This window comes from Sulfurimonas limnophila, from assembly GCF_059705345.1.
The window spans coordinates 1,160,881-1,177,616 of sequence record NZ_AP046127.1 but is presented as its reverse complement, the minus strand read 5'-3'; the positions used below and the strand labels follow the sequence as shown (position 1 = coordinate 1,177,616).

Sequence of the window (16,736 nt, the reverse complement as noted above, 5' to 3'; positions counted from 1 at the left end):
TAAAATTCAAATTTAAAACTCAAAGCCACCAGTATCTCCCTTGGACATACTGTTATAAACCGCTTTAACATAATCAGATCTAAGCTCACAACTAAAATAAAGCTCACATTTACTGCAACTTTTAAGATTTTTTGTTTGCTGACAATTTTGAAGTTTTGCAATCATCTCAACAAGATAAATTTCAAACTTATCTAACTCTTTACTATTTATGCTTTGCATAAACTTCTCTTACTCTTTGTATCTCATATTTTGAGCCAAAAAAGCATGCAGAAGTATCATGTATATGTGCATATTCAAGATCCATTAAATCATTTTTGCCATCAATCGCTTCCCCACCAGCTTTTTTAAACACAAAAGCAAAAGGGAAAACTTCAAAAAGCTTTCTAAGTTTTCCATCTGGCTTGTCAGAAGTGTTTGGATAACTAAAAAGACCACCGCCTTTTAGCAGTATTTGGTGCAAATCTGGAACCATTCCGCCAGAGTATCTTAGGCGATAGCCCTCACTAAATAGGCCATCAACCATCTCTTTGTGGTAAGGTTCCCAGTTTTGCTGTGTTCCGCCAGGCGCGTTTAGTTTACCTTTCTCATTAAGGCGAATCTCTTTTACAAACTCAAATTCTCTGCCTTGAAGAAGATGCAGCTTTGCTTTGTTGTGTGCAAATACCATCTCAACGCGAGGGCCAAAGACAACATAGCATGAAGCAACCATATTTTTTGCCCCAAACGCACCTTCATATATTCCAAAAATAGAGCCAACACTAAGATTTACATCAATCAAAGATGAGCCATCAAGTGGATCATAAGCAATAAAGTATTTGCCATCTTTATGCAAAAGTACTTCTTTTTCTTTCTCTTCACTTGCAATTGTGTGAATTGAAGCAACATGCGAAAATTCCTCTTCAATTATCATATCGCATTTTATATCGAGCTGAAGTTGAGTCTCTCCAGAGCTGTTCTCTTGTTGAGAATAGCCTATATCTTTAGTGTCTATCGCATCTTTTATTCTTATAGCCGTTCTTTGTATCGCACTAAATATATCAGTCATCTATTTAAACTTCCTTTGCATTTTTTAATATCCACTCTATTACATTTTGGCAATTGTTTATGTCTAAAATAGCAACATGTTTTGGAAAATCATACTTATTCATATCTATACTTCCATCAGTAGCTAAAGCATCCATATATGGAAAATACTCAGCATCTAGAGAATCTCTAAAGACACTTATTCTAGGAAGAGGTAGGTTTTTAAGACCTTCAACTAATAAAATATCAAACTTGTCAAAGAGTCTAATCATCTCATCAAGCTCTTTGTGTCTTTGAGAAAAGTATGTTGTACGATTTGGAGAAGTTACTATAACTTCCGCACCAGTATCCGCAAATTTGTAACTATCTTTGCCCTCAACATCAAAACGAGCTTTATCTTTTGGGTCATGTTTTATAATGGCAACATCCATTTTATACTCATGTATAAGTTTTCTTGCGACTTTGAGAATAAGCGTAGTTTTTCCACTATTTGATGGGCCTGTAAATGCAACTGCTAATCTTTTTTTCAATATACCAACCCTCTTATAAATTAAGTGATTATACAAAATAGTCTTTAAAAGGTTGTTTAATAAGATATAATTCGTACACTATTTTTGGGGATTTAAATGAAATTTTTTTTACTTTTTTTTACTTTATTGATACTTTTTAGCGGATGTTCTAAGAAAAACGCTTTTTTTGCATTTAAAATGGATAGAACAAAAGAGCTCAGTGCTGCAAGTCTTCAAAGCAGTAAAATAGTCTCAAAAGAGGGTGAAGTAAGAGGGGTTTTATCTTCTATATATCTTAATGAAGTCTATCCAGAATCATTTAATGGATATGAATATTTCATAGTTTTTTTATATCTAAAAGAGACAAAAGAGCTTTACAATCCAAACACTACTTCTCAGAGTAATTTGAAACTAACTATGAACTCACAATTGCCGATAAAGGTAGAAAAACTACCTAAAGAGAATCAATTTTCACACCTTATTGATAGAAGAAATGATTGGAATGATTGTTATATAGTAGCATTTGAACAGGCAGAATCGATGAATCTTTCCATAGAAGACAACCAATCCTCATCTGCTGTAATATTAAAATACACAAAAGATAAATAGTTTATAACGCATGCAAAAGAGAGCTAAGTAGCACTATAACTATCTGTAATCCAACAACGATAATCAGTGGTGCCAAATCCAAGCCATTAAAATCTGTCTTTATATATCTTCTAACTAACGCATAAGCTGGATTTGTAACTCTATATAAAAACTGAACGATAGGGTTGAATGGATCTGGATTTACAAAACTAAGTAGTGCAGCAATAATTACCACCCAAATATATATATTTATTATCCCAATTGCAATTGAACCAATACCTTGAAATATTTCTATTAAAATACTCATTTTACAATCTCCCCTAAATAATTTTTAATATGTTTATATACGGCTGCAATATCTGGACCATGCTCTGAGCCCATTAGAAGAATTCTTAGAGGTTTAAAAAGATTTTTTCCCTTAAATCCAGACTCTTGCATGATGTAGTTTTTAAAATCCTCATACTCTTCAAAGTAGGGCGCTTTTTTTATAATCTCAACTATTGCTTGTGCATACTCTTTAAACTCATCAGGGATATTTTTTTGCGCAAAAATTAGTGCTATTTTAGCTCTCAACTCTTTTGTCGTACTAGCTTCTTCAAGATATATTTTTGCAACTTCACCAATTTGTGCATCTGCAAAGCCAACATATCTTGAGAGTTCTTTTGCGTCTAACATTTTAAGATGCTCTTTATTTATATGTTTTAGCATATTTAAATCGAAACGGGCAGGGGACTTAGATATATTGTCCAAACTAAACCACTCTATAGCTTCTTGCATAGTAAATATCTCTTTTGGCGGCTTATTTCCTATTAATATTAAATAATTTGCGATTGCAGATGGAAGATAACCCTCTTCAAGAAGCCACTTTACGCTAGATGCGTCATCTCTTTTACTCATTTTTTTACCATCATCATTTAAGATAATTGGTAAATGTGCATACTCTATATTTTTACCATAACCTAAGGCTTCTCTTATAAGAATTTGCTTTGGAGTATTGCTTACATGGTCTTCACCCCTTATAACTAGTGAAATATCACTTAGCATATCATCAACCGAACATGCAAAATTATACATTGGTGTTTTATCTTGTCTCATTATAATAAAGCTATCTATATCGTTTGGCTCAAATTTAATCTCACCCTTAATATGGTCTTTTACTATAATTGGCTCAAGTGGTTTTTTTATTCTAACCGTAAAAGGATTTTCATTGTCTATAACAAGTTCATCAGGAAGTGAGGCACATGCATCGTCATATCTGTAGGCAGTTTTACTATCTTTTGCTTCTTGTCTTTTTTTATCTAGCCAATCTGATGAGCAAAAACAGTTAAAAGCTTTTTTTTCATGCAGAAGTTGAAGTGCTAAAGCTCTATGAAAACGGAAATTCTCACTCTGATACATAACCACAGAGTAATCAATTCCAAAAAGATTTAATATATCTAGTATCTCTTTATCTTTACCTTCTATATTTCTATCTTTATCTGTATCTTCTATTCTTATTACTAAATCTTCTTTTCTCTGTTTTGAGACAATATAGTTAAATATGGCAACTCTTAAATTACCTATATGCATATCACCTGTCGGACTTGGAGCAAATCTTAACATTAAAAATCCTAAAAATAATTTTTGTGATTTTATCGCAATTTAGCTGAGGAGAGGTTTTTATCAGGCGTTGCACTTACTATTCGCCAATTCTAAAAATAGGTGCAATTTTTTAAGTTCTTTGGGAATTCGTCTACGATAATATATTTTTTTGTTTCATTCAAAGAAGTATTTGCCAATAATTGAGTACTGTTTGTGAACCAAAAAGCGTACTAAATAGCAATGTCTTGAAAATTAATTTATAGAAGTGTTTAAAGTAGGGGAGTTTTAGTAAAAAGTGGTGACCCCGAGGAGAATTGAACTCCTGTAACATGGATGAAAACCATGGATCCTGACCGCTAGACGACGGGGCCACTTTACAGCGTTTTTTTCAGTTTTAATTACTGAGCCGAAATTATATAGATTTTATTCTTAATAAAATATAAAATTTCAAAAAAAGCCCAGTTTTTTTTTAATTATTCATAAAAACTACGGAGGGCTCTTATGATAACGGCGTTTTTAGAGATACTCTCTGCCTTAGCATTTTCATTTACAATCTCATATAAATCTAATGGAAGAGATATAGAGAATGTTTTTGTCTCTATTTTTTTCTTTTTAGCTACCATAGCAACAACGCTTGTTAAAAGTTCTATAATTTTTTTTGTATCAATTGGTTTTTGAATAAAGCTATTTACACCAACTTCAATTGATTCTGATATTTTCTCTATATCATTACTTGCAGAGATAACAATAATGATTTGAGTAGGGTTAATCTCACGAATTTTACGTGAAAGTTCTATCCCATCCATTTCAGTCATTATAATATCTACGAAAACAACATCTGGAGCCGATTTCAAATAAGCCTAAAGTGCTTCTTTTCCATTAAAACATGACTTTACATCTGAAAAAAAGTTTTTAAAAGTAGAGCTCAATAACTCATTTGCTACTTTCTCATCTTCAACAACCATAGCTGATAGTTTTTTAGTTTCTTGTGTTAGTTGTACTAAATCCACATTAGACATTGCACGATCCTTTTTATATATAATGGAGAGATTATAGCAGATAATTGGGTAACAAATCAAACTGTTTTTGGTTAATAAAAACTACACTTATTCAATTATATTTTTTAAATGTCTCCAACCACTCTAAATCAGACTCTTTTGCGTCTTCTTTTTGATAAAGTAGCGAATCTATAATATTAAGTAAAGTTTGCTCATCCATAAATTCCAATAAATTAGGATTTATAGCTGTTTTATGAATGTCTTCATAGCTGTTTAGCAGATTTTGAATGTCATTAATTAGTAGTTCTTTTCTATCCATGTGTTTTATAGCTCTTCTTTTATTGTATTAAGATAAATTTATATAATGATTAACATAATGTAAATTCTATTGAAAAAAATATGCCTAAAAGTGCCTATTATTTTGGCTTTGCTCTTCTAAAGAAAGAGGCAAAAATGTACTTCACTCCACAAAACTTAAAGCGATATTTCAAATCACTTTGAACTCTCAAAAGATGATTTAACTAGATTATACAATAATTCAGTCTCTCATTTTTTTATTACGTCAAAGATAGCAATAAAAGCTTTTTGCTGAATCAAGATTGGATATCAAAGAATATCTAATATCTCTTAATATTAAAAGTAAGTCTAAATATGAATCTCCAATTAGAGCATTATGCAAGTGTTATAGAGTCTAAAATGTAAATTTGGGAGCTAATTTATCTTTGTTTGACAATAGTAGCAGTTACGCCACGGTTACAACTAAAAAGTAAATAGTGAGATAAGCCATGTAAATAGGCTTTTAAAATGAATAGGTACAACGTAAGCCGAGTTTTGTTTTGATAGCATTAATCTACTTTACTGCTCACGCAGTAACTCTAGCGAAACAGTAGCGAGAAAATCTGCGACAAAGCGCAAATTTCCATATAAGAGGCTGACCATCTGTTTCTTGCTGCCATGTTGGGTTTACAAGCTCTCTATATTGCTATAGAGACTGGTGGTCTCTTACACCGCCCTTTCACCTTTACCGCTCTAGGCGGAAGTCTTCTCTCTGTTGCACTTTCCCTCGTATTGCTACGGCCATTAGTTAAATGGAACACTCTCTTATAGCAGCTCGGACTTTCCTCTTGAAATAAATTCAAGTAACTATCTGTTGTACCTGTGAAATAGTACAGAATCATTCCTTTATATCTGTTTTTAAATATGGTTAACAAACGTTCATATATATAAGTTTAGATATGAACGTTTGTTCTTTTAGTATAAGGTTTAATTAACAAGTGTTCATATATAATTCATATTAGATTAACAGTCGTTCATATTAATATAAAAGGTTTAAAATGCCAGAAAATAGCATAGCTAAAGAGAGAACGGGTACAAAACAAAAGATATTAAAAGCTTCATCTAGGCTCTTCTCAGAGTATGGATTTAAAGCTACAAGTGTAAGAAAAATAGCATCAGAAGTTGGGATAAGAGAGAGCGCTTTATATAATCACTTTAAAAATAAAGAAGAGATATTTTTATCTGTAGCTAAAGATATTTTTACCACGCCCTTCTCTCAAGTTGATAGTGATATTAAAGAGTCTGCACTCAAGGGAAAAGTATTTTTACAGAAGTTTTCTATGCAGTATAAGCTCCTTACATTTGATAAAAACAACGAAAATATGTTTAGGTTGCTAATGATTGAACTTTTTCAAAATATAGAACTTAGAGAGCAGTTTATGAATGAGTTTCATAATGAAAATATAAAGATTTTGTCAGAGGTATTTTTTATAATGATGCAGAACTCGCTTATACGTTCAGCAGATCCAATGATGGTAGCCTATGAGTTTTTATCCACCCTATTCTATATTAGATTGCAAGTTACTATGCTTAGATTTGATTCATTATCCACTAATGTATTATCAACACAATTTGAAAAGCACGTTGACTTTTTTTGGGAAAGTATTCGAGTATAGCTATTGATATTGTATAGTATTATTTAATTTGTTAAAAAAAACGGCTCTTTTGGAGCCGTTTTAAAATTAAGCTATTGATGCAAGAGCGTATTTTTCACCAAGATCATAAGCAAGTTTATTTGCTGCATGAACTTTTGGCGGTACTTTTGATAGCATTGTATCAATTAGAGACTCTTTATCGATAGGTTTCATTATAGTATTTGCAATAGCAAGAGCAACAACAGATTGAGTAATAACATTACCAACCTCTTCTTTTGCTATAGTAATAATTGGAATTTCTATAATTTTCCATGTTTTTCTATCTTCATCAGTAGGTTTTACCAAGTTTGGATCAACAACGATTGTTCCGCCCTTTTTAACTCCACCTTTAAATGAGTTGTAGCTTACTTGTGCAACTGAAAGCATAAAGTTAATTTCACCATCATTTGCATAAGGATAAAAAATTTCTTCATCATCAAGTGTTATATCAACAACTGTTGGACCACCACGTACTTGAGAAGTGTACGTTGCTGTCTTTAATCCATGTCCGCCAACTTTAATCTTTGCAGCTGCAAAGATTTCACCTGCAAGAAGAACACCTTGTCCGCCAACACCTGTAAATCTCATTAATGTTCTAGCCATTGTGTTTCTCCTTATATTTTTTTCTCAAAATCATTTTGAGTAATTGTTTTTCTGTTACCTTGATGTACTTTTTTAATCTCTTCGTACATATCACAGTACTCAGCCGCTTGTGTATCTTCTTTTAAGATACCAGTTGGAAACTTATTTAGCTGCTCTTCTGGAGATAGCTCATCATATTTCTTTTTAGGGATAGTGATACTGTCAATCCACTCTAAATTTTCCATAGCAGAAGCCATCTTGTTTTTTCTACCAAGGTTAATATGACAATTTGACATAACATCAAGGAAAGCAAATCCTCTATGCTCTAATGCTTTTACAAATACTTTTTCAAGTTTTTTAGGATCAAGCATAGTCTCTCTTGCAACAAATGAAGCTCCTGCTGCAATAGCCAAATCTGTAGCGTTAAAAGTTGGGTCAATATTTCCAGCTTTTTGTGATACAGTCCACATTCCTTGAGGAGTTGTAGGGCTTGTTTGAGAATTTGTTAAACCATAGATAAAGTTGTTGATTACAATCATAGTTATATCGATATTTCTTCTACAACCATGTATAGTGTGATTTCCACCAATTGCCAGTGCATCTCCATCACCTGCAACACAGATAACATATTTATCAGGATTTACAAGCTTGATTCCAGTAGCAAATGCAACTGTTCTTCCATGTGTCGTATGAACAGTATTAAAGTCAACATATGATGAAAATCTTCCAGAACATCCTATTCCAGACACAACACAAACATCATCTTTATTGATACCAAGTTTATCAATTGCTCTTACAAAAGCTTTTAAAATAACACCATCACCGCAGCCCCAACACCATAGTGTCGGCATTTTTTCTAATCTTAAATATTTATCATAATTAAATGCCATCTTATAGCTCCTTTACTTTATTTACAATTTCATAAGGAGAAATTGGTCTACCGTTTACTTTAAACAGTCCTTCAATATCAAGTCTTCCTGTTGAGCGTTGTACTTCATCTCTGTATTGACCGATATTTAATTCAACACATAAAACTTTTGGGATTCTAGCTGCTAATTCTCTCATTCTATCTTGAGGACTTGGCCATAAAGTAATTGGTCTAAATAGACCTGCTTTAATACCCTCTGCTCTTAAGTGACGGATAGCCTCTTTTGCAGCAAGAGAAACAGAACCATAAGCAACAATCATAACTTCAGCATCTTCGAGGAAAAATTCTTCATTTAATTCAATTTCATCTTTATGAAGTTCAACTTTATCCTCTAATCTTTGAATAAGTTTTCTACATGTCTCTATCTCTTCAGTTGGAAACCCTTTTTTATCATGGTGTAATCCAGTAAAGTGGTATCTATATCCCTTAAACATAGGGTTTAGCACTGCTGGTTGATCATGTTCACACTGATAAGGAAAATACTCTTCAGCTGGTCCATCAAACTGTTTTCTTGGAACAATACCATCTCTTATTTCTTCTTCTGTTGGAACTACAGCCTTGCCATGCATATGCCCAATTGTTTCATCAAGTAAAACAAATACTGGCTGCATAAATCTATCTGCTAAATTAAATGCTCTTACAGTTTCTGTATAACACTCTGATAATGAACCAGCGCATAATGTGATTGATTTGTAGTCACCATGTGAAGGGTTTTTTGCTTGTGCAACGTCACCTTGTGATACACGAGTTGGAAGACCAGTTGATGGGCCACCACGCATAACGTTTACTACAACCAAAGGAACTTCAGTCATTTGCGCAAGTCCAAGATTTTCAGCTTTGAGTGAAATACCAGGTCCAGAAGTAGCTGTCATTGTTCTAACGCCTGCCATACCAGCACCAATTGCCGCAGCAACACCTGCGATTTCATCTTCCATCTGTATACATACACCGCCTATTTCAGGCATCATGTCAGACATTTCATGCATAATTTCACTTGATGGCGTAATTGGATAACCACCAAAAAATTTACATCCAGCATCTCTTGCAGCTAGAGCAGAGAGCTCATTACCACTTGAAATTATTTCTCTAGTTGCCATTATTTAGCTCCTTTTTTGTCTAACGACATATAGTTGTTTGCAATAATTGCAGCTTGACGCTCTTTCGCATCATCTGTAAGTTTTGCAAATTTATACTCTTTTTTATCAGCCACATAGATAGCAAAATCAGGGCATGATAATTCACACTCATTACACCCTATACATGATTCAGGGTTATTTACAGAAATCATTGCACCTAAAGTTGATGATGCATCATATACCATCCCAAGTACGCCTGAAGGACATACAGATACACAAATATCACATGCCTTACAATTGCTTGTATTTACCCATACAGGTGCATTACCTGTATTTTGAGTCATAGCAGCTCCCATTTATTCTCCTCTTTGTTTTTTTAAAGTATCAAGTAGACTTGTACTTATATTTGATACAGATTTCTCCATCAATATCAATCTAATTTTCATAAACAGATTAACTAATTTTTATTAACGTAACTCTGAATTGTGCTAATAACGCTTCTTAAATAACATAAATGTTACCTAATGAGGCTCGCACAAATCTATTGAACTACTTAGCTAAAACTTCCGCTATAGCCTTTCCAATATCTGCTGGAGAAACAACTACTTTTACACCAGCAGCTTCTAGTGCCGCCATCTTCTCAGCGGCTGTTCCTGCACCACCACTTACAATTGCTCCAGCATGACCCATTCTTTTACCAGCTGGTGCAGTTTGCCCCGCTATAAAGGCAACAACAGGTTTTGTAATATGCTCTTTTATATACGCAGCTGCTTGAATTTCTAAATCTCCACCAATCTCACCAATCATAACGATTGCATGAGTCTCTGGGTCCGCTTCAAACATTGGCAAGAGTTGTTTATATGAAAGCCCAATTATCGGGTCTCCACCTATTCCAACTGCTGTGCTTATTCCAAAACCTTGTTTTACAACTTGGTTAGCACCCTCATAAGTAAGAGTTCCAGATTTTGAGATAAGACCTATATTTCCTTTTTTGAAAATCATCCCTGGCATAATTCCAATTTTACACTCTTCAGCTGTAATAATTCCTGGGCAGTTTGGCCCGATTGTTTTCATGTTGTGCTTGATTGCATAAGCTTTAGCAGCTTGCATGTCACGAACAGGAGCACCTTCTGTGATAATAACTGCAAGATCAATTCCAGCATCTGCTGCTTCCATAACAGCATCAGCAACAAACGCAGGTGGAACAAAAATCATAGAAACAGTAGCGCCAGTAGTTTTTACAGCCTCTTTAACAGTGTTAAATACAGGTTGTCCCAAATGCTCAGTTCCACCTTTGTTTGGTGTAACACCACCTACGATTTTAGTTCCGTATGCTAAACACTGCTCAGCATGGAAAGAACCCTCTTTACCCGTAAAACCTTGAACAATTACTTTTGTATCTTTATTTACTAATATACTCATAAAAACCTCTCCTTACTTAGCTTGTTTTGCGGCTGCTACTGCTTTTGCAGCACCATCAGCTAAATCTGTAGCTGCTATAACATTTGCAATATTTGCATTTCTTAAAATCTCTGCCGCTTCAGGTGCATTTGTACCATCAAGACGAACAATTACAGGAACATGAACATCAACAAGTTTTGTAGCTTCTAAGATACCGTTTGCAATACGATCACATCTAACGATTCCGCCGAAAATATTTACAAATATAGCTTTAACTTTTGGATTTTTAAGAATTATCTCAAACCCTTTTGCAACAGTTTGTGCATTTGCGCTTCCGCCAACATCAAGAAAGTTTGCAGGAGTTCCGCCCATATAGTTGATAGTATCCATTGTTCCCATAGCAAGACCAGCCCCATTTACCATACAGCCGATTTCACCATCAAGGCTTACATAAGAGAGACCATATTTACCAGCTTCACGCTCATCAGCATCCTCTTCACTTATATCTCTCATATCTTCAATATCAGGGTGGCGACCAAGAGCAGAATCATCAAATCCCATCTTTCCATCAAGTGCTAAAAACTCACCGCTTCCAGTTTTAACAAGAGGGTTAATCTCTATCATCTCTGCATCATTTTCCATATAGAGTTTATATAGTTTTGAAGCAAAGCTTATAAGTTTTTTCTGCTCATTTGAATCAGTAATGCCTAAACCAAACACAAGTTCTCTTCCATGAAACCCTTGAAAACCGATAGCTGGGTCTACTGCTATTTTGATAATCTTCTCTGGAGTATTGTGAGCAACATCTTCGATAGCCATACCACCCTCAGTTGAAGCCATGATTACTGGCATTTCACGAGCGCGATCAAGAACAACTCCAAGGTATAACTCCTCTTTTATATCAGCGCCCTCTTCAATGTAGAGCTTTTGAACAAGTTTACCCTCAGGTCCTGTTTGATGAGTAACTAAAGTCATGCCTAAAATCTCTTTAGACAACTGCTCTACTTCTTCTAGGGAACGAGCAAGTTTTACACCACCGCCAAGGCCTCTTCCACCAGCGTGTATTTGAGCTTTTACAACCCAAATAGAACCACCTAGTGTCTCTGCATTAGCAACTGCTTGTTTAACGCTCTCAGCCATCAAACCTTTTGGAGTTGGTACGCCGTACTTTGCAAAAATTTGTTTCGCTTGATACTCATGTATATTCATCTATTTTCCTTTGTTTAAATTTACGCTTAACAGAAAAAATTTAGTTTTTTCTGCACTGTCATCTTATGCCTTGGGTGCTATCATATCTGTTGGGATAACATATTTGTCAAACTCCTCTGCACTCAGCAGACCTAAGTCTATTGCTGTTTGCTTTAGAGTTGAACCGTTTTTATGTGCTGTTTTTGCGATTTTTGCTGCATTTTCATAACCTATATAAGGGTTAAGTGCAGTTACAAGCATCAGTGAGTTATTTAGATAAAAATCTATTTTGTCCTCAACTGGCTCAATTCCTACAGCACAATGGTCGTTAAATGAGATGATAGAATCCCCAAGAAGACGACATGATTGTAAGAAGTTATAAGCAATTACTGGTTTAAATACATTTAACTGAAAATTTCCCTGACTAGCTGCAAAGCCGATAGTTGTGTCATTTCCCATAACTTGACATGTAACCATAGTTACAGCTTCGCTTTGAGTAGGATTTACTTTACCAGGCATAATAGAAGAGCCAGGTTCATTCTCAGGAATAGTAATCTCCCCTATTCCACATCTTGGACCAGATGCTAGCCATCTAACATCATTTGCTATTTTCATCATATCAGCAGAGAGTGCTTTTAATGCACCATGAGCATATACAAGAGCATCATGAGATGTAAGAGCGTGAAACTTATTTGGAGCAGTTATAAAGTTGTGTCCTGTAAGTTCTGTTAATTTTTTAGCAACTCTTTCACCTAATTCTGGATGAGCATTAAGTCCAGTTCCAACAGCAGTTCCGCCAAGTGCAAGTTCGCGAACAGCCTCAAGAGAATCTTTTGCCATCTTTTCACACTTGTTTAACATCTCTACCCAGCCGCTAATCTCTTGACCTAGAGTAAGAGGTGTTGCATCTTGAAGGTGAGTACGTCCAATCTTAACGATAGAATCAAACTCTTTTGACTTTGCGATAAGTGTTGCTTTAAGTTTTGCAATTGCTGGTAAAACACGAGTTTCAACTGCGATTACAGAAGCTACATGAAGTGCAGTAGGATAAGTATCATTTGAGCTTTGAGATTTATTTACATCATCATTTGGATGAATAAGTTTTTCTACTCTAAAATCACCACCTAAAATCTCTGTTGCGCGAGAAGCTAAAACTTCATTGTTGTTCATGTTTGATTGTGTGCCTGAACCTGTTTGCCAAACAACAAGTGGATATTCACCATCTAGTTTTCCAGCCAACATATCATCACAAGCTTGCGCGATTGCGTCAGCTTTTTTAGCGTCAAGTTTGCCAAGATCTTTATTTACGAGTGCCACTGCTTTTTTAAGGTATGAAAATGCTCTTGTTATCTCATAAGGCATCTTCTCTTCACCAATTGCAAAATTCTCAATTGATCTTTGTGTTTGAGCAGCCCAATATGCATCTATCGGTACTGCTATTTCACCCATTGTATCTTTTTCTATACGTGTGCTCAATCTATCACTCCCCTTTATCAAAAAATTTATTTTTATTTAATGTATCAATTAAAGTTCTAACAGAGTTACAAGAACCCTCAAACATAGCTTTTTCTGACTCATTAAGAGACATCTCTATAATCTTTTCAGCTCCATTAGCACCAAGCATTACTGGTACGCCTGAAACTACATCTGAATAACCATATTCACCCTCTAGAAAAACTGCACAAGGATGAATCTGCTTTGTATCTTTTAAAATAGCTTCTACCATCAAAGCAGTCGCTTTTGCTGGAGCGTAATAAGCTGAACCAGTCTTTAGATGTCCAACAATTTCAGCTCCGCCATTACGAGTTCTAGTAACTATTTCATTTATCTCAACGGCAGACATAAGGTCAGTCAAAGGAACACCAGCAACGGTCGAGTAACGAGCAAGAGGAACCATATCATCACCATGTCCACCCATTACTGAAGCACGAATTTGTCCACCACCGTATCCAAGCTTACCTTGAATAAAACTAGCCATTCTTGCGCTATCTAAAATTCCAGCCATTCCAATTACACGGCTTCTATCAAAACCGCTCTCTTTAAGTGCTACATATGTCATAGCGTCAAGTGGATTTGAAACCATAATTATTATCGCATCAGGAGAGTATTTTGCAACTCCAGCTATTACATCTTTTGTAATATTTGCATTTATCATTAGCAGGTCATCACGGCTCATGCCTGGTAATCTTGGGCTCCCAGCAGTTACAACAACTACATCACAATTAGTCAAATCTGCCATCTCTTCCGCAACACTAACTATTGTGTGGCTTCTAACAGCAGCCGCAGCCTGACTCATATCGAGAGCTTTTCCTTTAGCAACATCTATCTTATTATCACGAAGAATTATCTCATGACAAGAACCAAGCATTGCTAAGGAGTATGCCACAGTTGCACCAACATTTCCAGCGCCTACAATTCCTACCCTTTTTCCTTGATTCATCCATACTCCTTGAAATTTAAATTGTAAAATATTAACAAAATATTGTACTCAAAGACATTTTTTTGCCTTTTCTATAATACTTAAAAAAGTATCACAAAAAAGAAAAAGATTAACGGAAGTAGAGAAAAAAAATCTCTACTTCTGTTTAATACTATATGCTATCAACAATCTTATTTAATGTTGTTGATGGTCTCATTGCAGCTTCTGCTTTTTTATCATTTGGATGGTAGTATCCACCTATATCTTGAGCTTTACCCTCAACAGATAGTAACTCTTCAATGATTTTAGCTTCATTTTCAACAAGAGCTTTTGCAATAGGTGCAAATTTTGCAGCTAATTCTGTATTTTTACCTTCACTTAAAGCCTTTGCCCAGTATTGAGCTAAGAAAAAGTGAGAAGCTTTGTTATCAGGTTCTCCAGCTGTTCTTGATGGAGATTTATCGTTATCCAAATAAGCAGCGTTAGCAACGTCAAGAGCAGCAGTTACAGCAGCTAATTTATCATCAGAGTTTTTCTGAGCGATAAAACGAAGTGACTCAGCAAGCGCTAAGAATTCACCAAGTGAATCCCATCTTAGGTGCCCCTCTGCTAAGAATTGGTCAACGTGCTTAGGAGCTGATCCGCCAGCACCTGTCTCAAATACGCCACCACCAGCTAACAATGGAACAATAGATAACATTTTTGCAGATGTTCCAAGCTCTAAAATTGGGAAAAGGTCAGTTAAGTAATCTCTTAAAACGTTTCCAGTAGCTGATATAGTGTCAATTCCAGCTCTTACTCTTTTTAAGCTGTAAGCCATAGCTTTCTCAGGAGCCATTATCTCAATAGTTAAACCTGATGTATCAAAGTTTTTAAGATACTCATTAACTTTTTTAATCATATTTGCATCATGTGCGCGTTTCTCATCTAACCAAAAAACAACTGGTACATTTGTAAGACGTGCGCGCTCTACTGCAAGACGAACCCAGTCTTGGATTGGAATATCTTTAACACGAGACATTCTCCAGATATCACCAGCTTCAACATTGTTGCTCATTAAAACTTTACCGCTTGCATCTTTTACTTCTACAACACCATTTTCAGTCATCTCAAAAGTTGTTGGATGAGAACCGTACTCTTCAGCTTTTTGAGCCATTAATCCTACGTTTGAAACTGAACCCATTGTTGTTACATCAAACTGACCATTTTTAACACAATCATCAACACACTCTTTGTACATTGTTGCATAACATCTATCAGGAATTACAGATACACACTCTTGTACTTTTCCATCACGATTCCACATTTTACCGCCATCACGAACTACAACAGGCATAGAAGCGTCAATAATAACGTCGTTTGATGCATGTAAATTTGTGATACCTTTATCAGAATCAACCATTGCCATTGGAGGTTGCTTGTCGTAAGTAGCCATTAACGCTGCTTCAATTTCAGCTTTTTTTGAAGATTTTTCTAATTTTTTATATAAATCTCCAAGTCCCATATTTGGGTTATATCCGATTGCTGCTAGTTCATCACCATATTTAGCAAACACATCTTTGAAAAATACTTTTACAGCATGGCCAAACATAATAGGGTCTGAAACTTTCATCATTGTTGCTTTTAGGTGAAGTGACCATAAAACACCATTTTTCTTAGCATCATCTAATGTTGTTTGAAAAAACGCTTGAAGAGCTTTTGCAGACATAAAAGTAGCATCTAAAATCTCTTTATCAAGAGCATCAATAGTTTTTAATACTTTGCCATTTAGCTCAATACTGATTTTTTGATTGCCACTTACTATAATAGATTTTTCATTGCCATAAAAATCTCCGTTGTCCATATGCGCTACATAAGCTTTTGAAGATTTTTCAAACGCTCTTAATTTATGAGGATTTTTTTGTGCAAATTTCTTTACAGCTGCTGCTGCACGTCTATCTGAATTACCTTCACGAAGAACAGGATTAACTGCTGAACCTAAACAAGTAGAGTATATCTCTTTAAGTGCTTTTTCTTCATCAGTTTTTGCATCTTCAGGGTAGTTTGGAACATCATACCCTTGAGCCTGAAGCTCTGTAATACACTCAATAAGCTGACCAACAGAAGCAGAAATATTTGGAAGCTTGATAATATTGCCATCTGGTTGTAAAACAACATTGCCTAATTCAGCTAATTCATCATTAATTCTTTGCTCTGGTTTTAATCTATCAGAAAACTTAGAGATAACTCTACCAGCTAGTGAAATATCACTGGTAACTACTTCAACACCTGCTGCTTTAGTAAATGCATTTACGATTGGTAATAACGAATATGTTGCTAAAGCTGGTGCTTCATCTATTTTTGACCAAATTATTTTTGACATATTTATTGTCCTTGAGTGATATTTTATATTTTTGCAATAAGGTAACACTTACTACAAAAACTTACAATGGATATCTTACCACCAAGATGAATAATATGGCTAAACATTACC

General features: G+C 34.9%; 19 protein-coding genes, 1 tRNA gene and 1 other RNA gene. 2 read left to right on the top strand and 19 right to left on the bottom strand.

Annotated elements, in window-relative coordinates; all coding sequences use genetic code 11:
* Window positions 1-12: 12 nt before the first annotated feature.
* From AC6H33_RS05985 to mobB, 3 genes are read right to left on the bottom strand one after another with little or no spacing between them, the layout of a single operon-like run.
* Complete coding sequence (locus AC6H33_RS05985; protein WP_497603971.1) at window positions 13-219, bottom strand: hypothetical protein; 207 nt, start codon at window positions 217-219, stop codon at window positions 13-15.
* Window positions 203-1,045: a class 1 fructose-bisphosphatase gene (locus tag AC6H33_RS05980; protein ID WP_497603970.1), complete on the bottom strand. Its 843-nt coding sequence runs from the start codon at window positions 1,043-1,045 to the stop codon at window positions 203-205. The genes AC6H33_RS05985 and AC6H33_RS05980 overlap by 17 nt, the downstream gene beginning before the upstream one ends.
* A 4-nt stretch (window positions 1,046-1,049) precedes the next feature.
* Window positions 1,050-1,553 carry a molybdopterin-guanine dinucleotide biosynthesis protein B gene (gene mobB / locus AC6H33_RS05975; RefSeq protein WP_497603969.1) on the bottom strand — a complete coding sequence of 168 codons (504 nt, stop codon included), beginning with the start codon at window positions 1,551-1,553 and terminating at the stop codon, window positions 1,050-1,052.
* A 96-nt stretch (window positions 1,554-1,649) separates the two neighbouring features.
* Between mobB and AC6H33_RS05970 the strand changes: the two genes are divergently transcribed.
* Window positions 1,650-2,141, top strand: coding sequence for a hypothetical protein (locus tag AC6H33_RS05970; protein WP_497603968.1), 492 nt, complete (start codon window positions 1,650-1,652; stop codon window positions 2,139-2,141).
* Between the two features lies 1 nt (window position 2,142).
* On the opposite strand, the gene AC6H33_RS05965 is transcribed toward AC6H33_RS05970, so the two are convergent.
* The 7 genes from AC6H33_RS05965 to rnpB all read right to left on the bottom strand — a co-directional run bounded on the left by AC6H33_RS05965 (window position 2,143) and on the right by rnpB (window position 5,858).
* A complete protein-coding gene (locus AC6H33_RS05965) occupies window positions 2,143-2,427 on the bottom strand; it encodes a YggT family protein (RefSeq protein WP_497603967.1) in 285 nt (94 codons plus the stop codon).
* Window positions 2,424-3,722 (bottom strand): glutamate--tRNA ligase, encoded by a 1,299-nt coding sequence (gene gltX, locus AC6H33_RS05960; RefSeq protein ID WP_497603966.1) that lies wholly within the window; start codon window positions 3,720-3,722, stop codon window positions 2,424-2,426. The genes AC6H33_RS05965 and gltX overlap by 4 nt, the downstream gene beginning before the upstream one ends.
* A 275-nt stretch (window positions 3,723-3,997) precedes the next feature.
* A tRNA-Glu gene (locus AC6H33_RS05955) sits at window positions 3,998-4,072 on the bottom strand.
* 102 nt (window positions 4,073-4,174) lie between these two features.
* Window positions 4,175-4,516 (bottom strand): response regulator, encoded by a 342-nt coding sequence (locus AC6H33_RS05950; RefSeq protein ID WP_497603965.1) that lies wholly within the window; start codon window positions 4,514-4,516, stop codon window positions 4,175-4,177.
* A gap of 45 nt (window positions 4,517-4,561) precedes the next feature.
* Window positions 4,562-4,720 (bottom strand): hypothetical protein, encoded by a 159-nt coding sequence (locus AC6H33_RS05945; RefSeq protein ID WP_497603964.1) that lies wholly within the window; start codon window positions 4,718-4,720, stop codon window positions 4,562-4,564.
* A gap of 91 nt (window positions 4,721-4,811) precedes the next feature.
* Complete coding sequence (locus AC6H33_RS05940; protein ID WP_497603963.1) at window positions 4,812-5,018, bottom strand: hypothetical protein; 207 nt, start codon at window positions 5,016-5,018, stop codon at window positions 4,812-4,814.
* A gap of 486 nt (window positions 5,019-5,504) precedes the next feature.
* An RNA gene (gene rnpB, locus AC6H33_RS05935) (RNase P RNA component class A) lies at window positions 5,505-5,858 on the bottom strand.
* Between the two features lie 175 nt (window positions 5,859-6,033).
* Here rnpB and AC6H33_RS05930 point away from each other — a divergent pair.
* On the top strand, window positions 6,034-6,651 hold the full coding sequence (locus AC6H33_RS05930) for a TetR/AcrR family transcriptional regulator (RefSeq protein ID WP_497603962.1): 618 nt from the start codon (window positions 6,034-6,036) through the stop codon (window positions 6,649-6,651).
* Between the two features lie 66 nt (window positions 6,652-6,717).
* Here AC6H33_RS05930 and AC6H33_RS05925 read toward each other — a convergent pair whose 3' ends face one another.
* The 9 genes from AC6H33_RS05925 to AC6H33_RS05885 form a co-directional block, all read right to left on the bottom strand.
* Entirely contained in the window at window positions 6,718-7,272 is a 555-nt protein-coding gene (locus AC6H33_RS05925) for a 2-oxoacid:acceptor oxidoreductase family protein (protein WP_497603961.1), read from the bottom strand.
* 11 nt (window positions 7,273-7,283) lie between these two features.
* Entirely contained in the window at window positions 7,284-8,141 is an 858-nt protein-coding gene (locus tag AC6H33_RS05920) for a 2-oxoglutarate ferredoxin oxidoreductase subunit beta (RefSeq protein ID WP_497603960.1), read from the bottom strand.
* Between the two features lies 1 nt (window position 8,142).
* Window positions 8,143-9,276 carry a 2-oxoglutarate synthase subunit alpha gene (locus AC6H33_RS05915; protein ID WP_497603959.1) on the bottom strand — a complete coding sequence of 378 codons (1,134 nt, stop codon included), beginning with the start codon at window positions 9,274-9,276 and terminating at the stop codon, window positions 8,143-8,145.
* On the bottom strand, window positions 9,276-9,611 hold the full coding sequence (locus AC6H33_RS05910; RefSeq protein WP_497603958.1) for a 4Fe-4S dicluster domain-containing protein: 336 nt from the start codon (window positions 9,609-9,611) through the stop codon (window positions 9,276-9,278). The genes AC6H33_RS05915 and AC6H33_RS05910 overlap by 1 nt, the downstream gene beginning before the upstream one ends.
* A gap of 193 nt (window positions 9,612-9,804) precedes the next feature.
* Window positions 9,805-10,677, bottom strand: coding sequence for a succinate--CoA ligase subunit alpha (gene sucD, locus AC6H33_RS05905; RefSeq protein ID WP_497603957.1), 873 nt, complete (start codon window positions 10,675-10,677; stop codon window positions 9,805-9,807).
* 12 nt (window positions 10,678-10,689) lie between these two features.
* Window positions 10,690-11,865, bottom strand: coding sequence for an ADP-forming succinate--CoA ligase subunit beta (gene sucC / locus AC6H33_RS05900; protein WP_497603956.1), 1,176 nt, complete (start codon window positions 11,863-11,865; stop codon window positions 10,690-10,692).
* 63 nt (window positions 11,866-11,928) lie between these two features.
* Window positions 11,929-13,320, bottom strand: a complete 1,392-nt coding sequence (fumC, locus tag AC6H33_RS05895; RefSeq protein ID WP_497603955.1) for a class II fumarate hydratase — start codon at window positions 13,318-13,320, stop codon at window positions 11,929-11,931.
* Window positions 13,321-13,324: 4 nt separating this feature from the next.
* A complete protein-coding gene (mdh, locus tag AC6H33_RS05890; RefSeq protein WP_497603954.1) occupies window positions 13,325-14,284 on the bottom strand; it encodes a malate dehydrogenase in 960 nt (319 codons plus the stop codon).
* A 151-nt stretch (window positions 14,285-14,435) separates the two neighbouring features.
* Window positions 14,436-16,625: an NADP-dependent isocitrate dehydrogenase gene (locus tag AC6H33_RS05885; protein ID WP_497603953.1), complete on the bottom strand. Its 2,190-nt coding sequence runs from the start codon at window positions 16,623-16,625 to the stop codon at window positions 14,436-14,438.
* Between the last annotated feature and the right edge of the window lie 111 nt (window positions 16,626-16,736).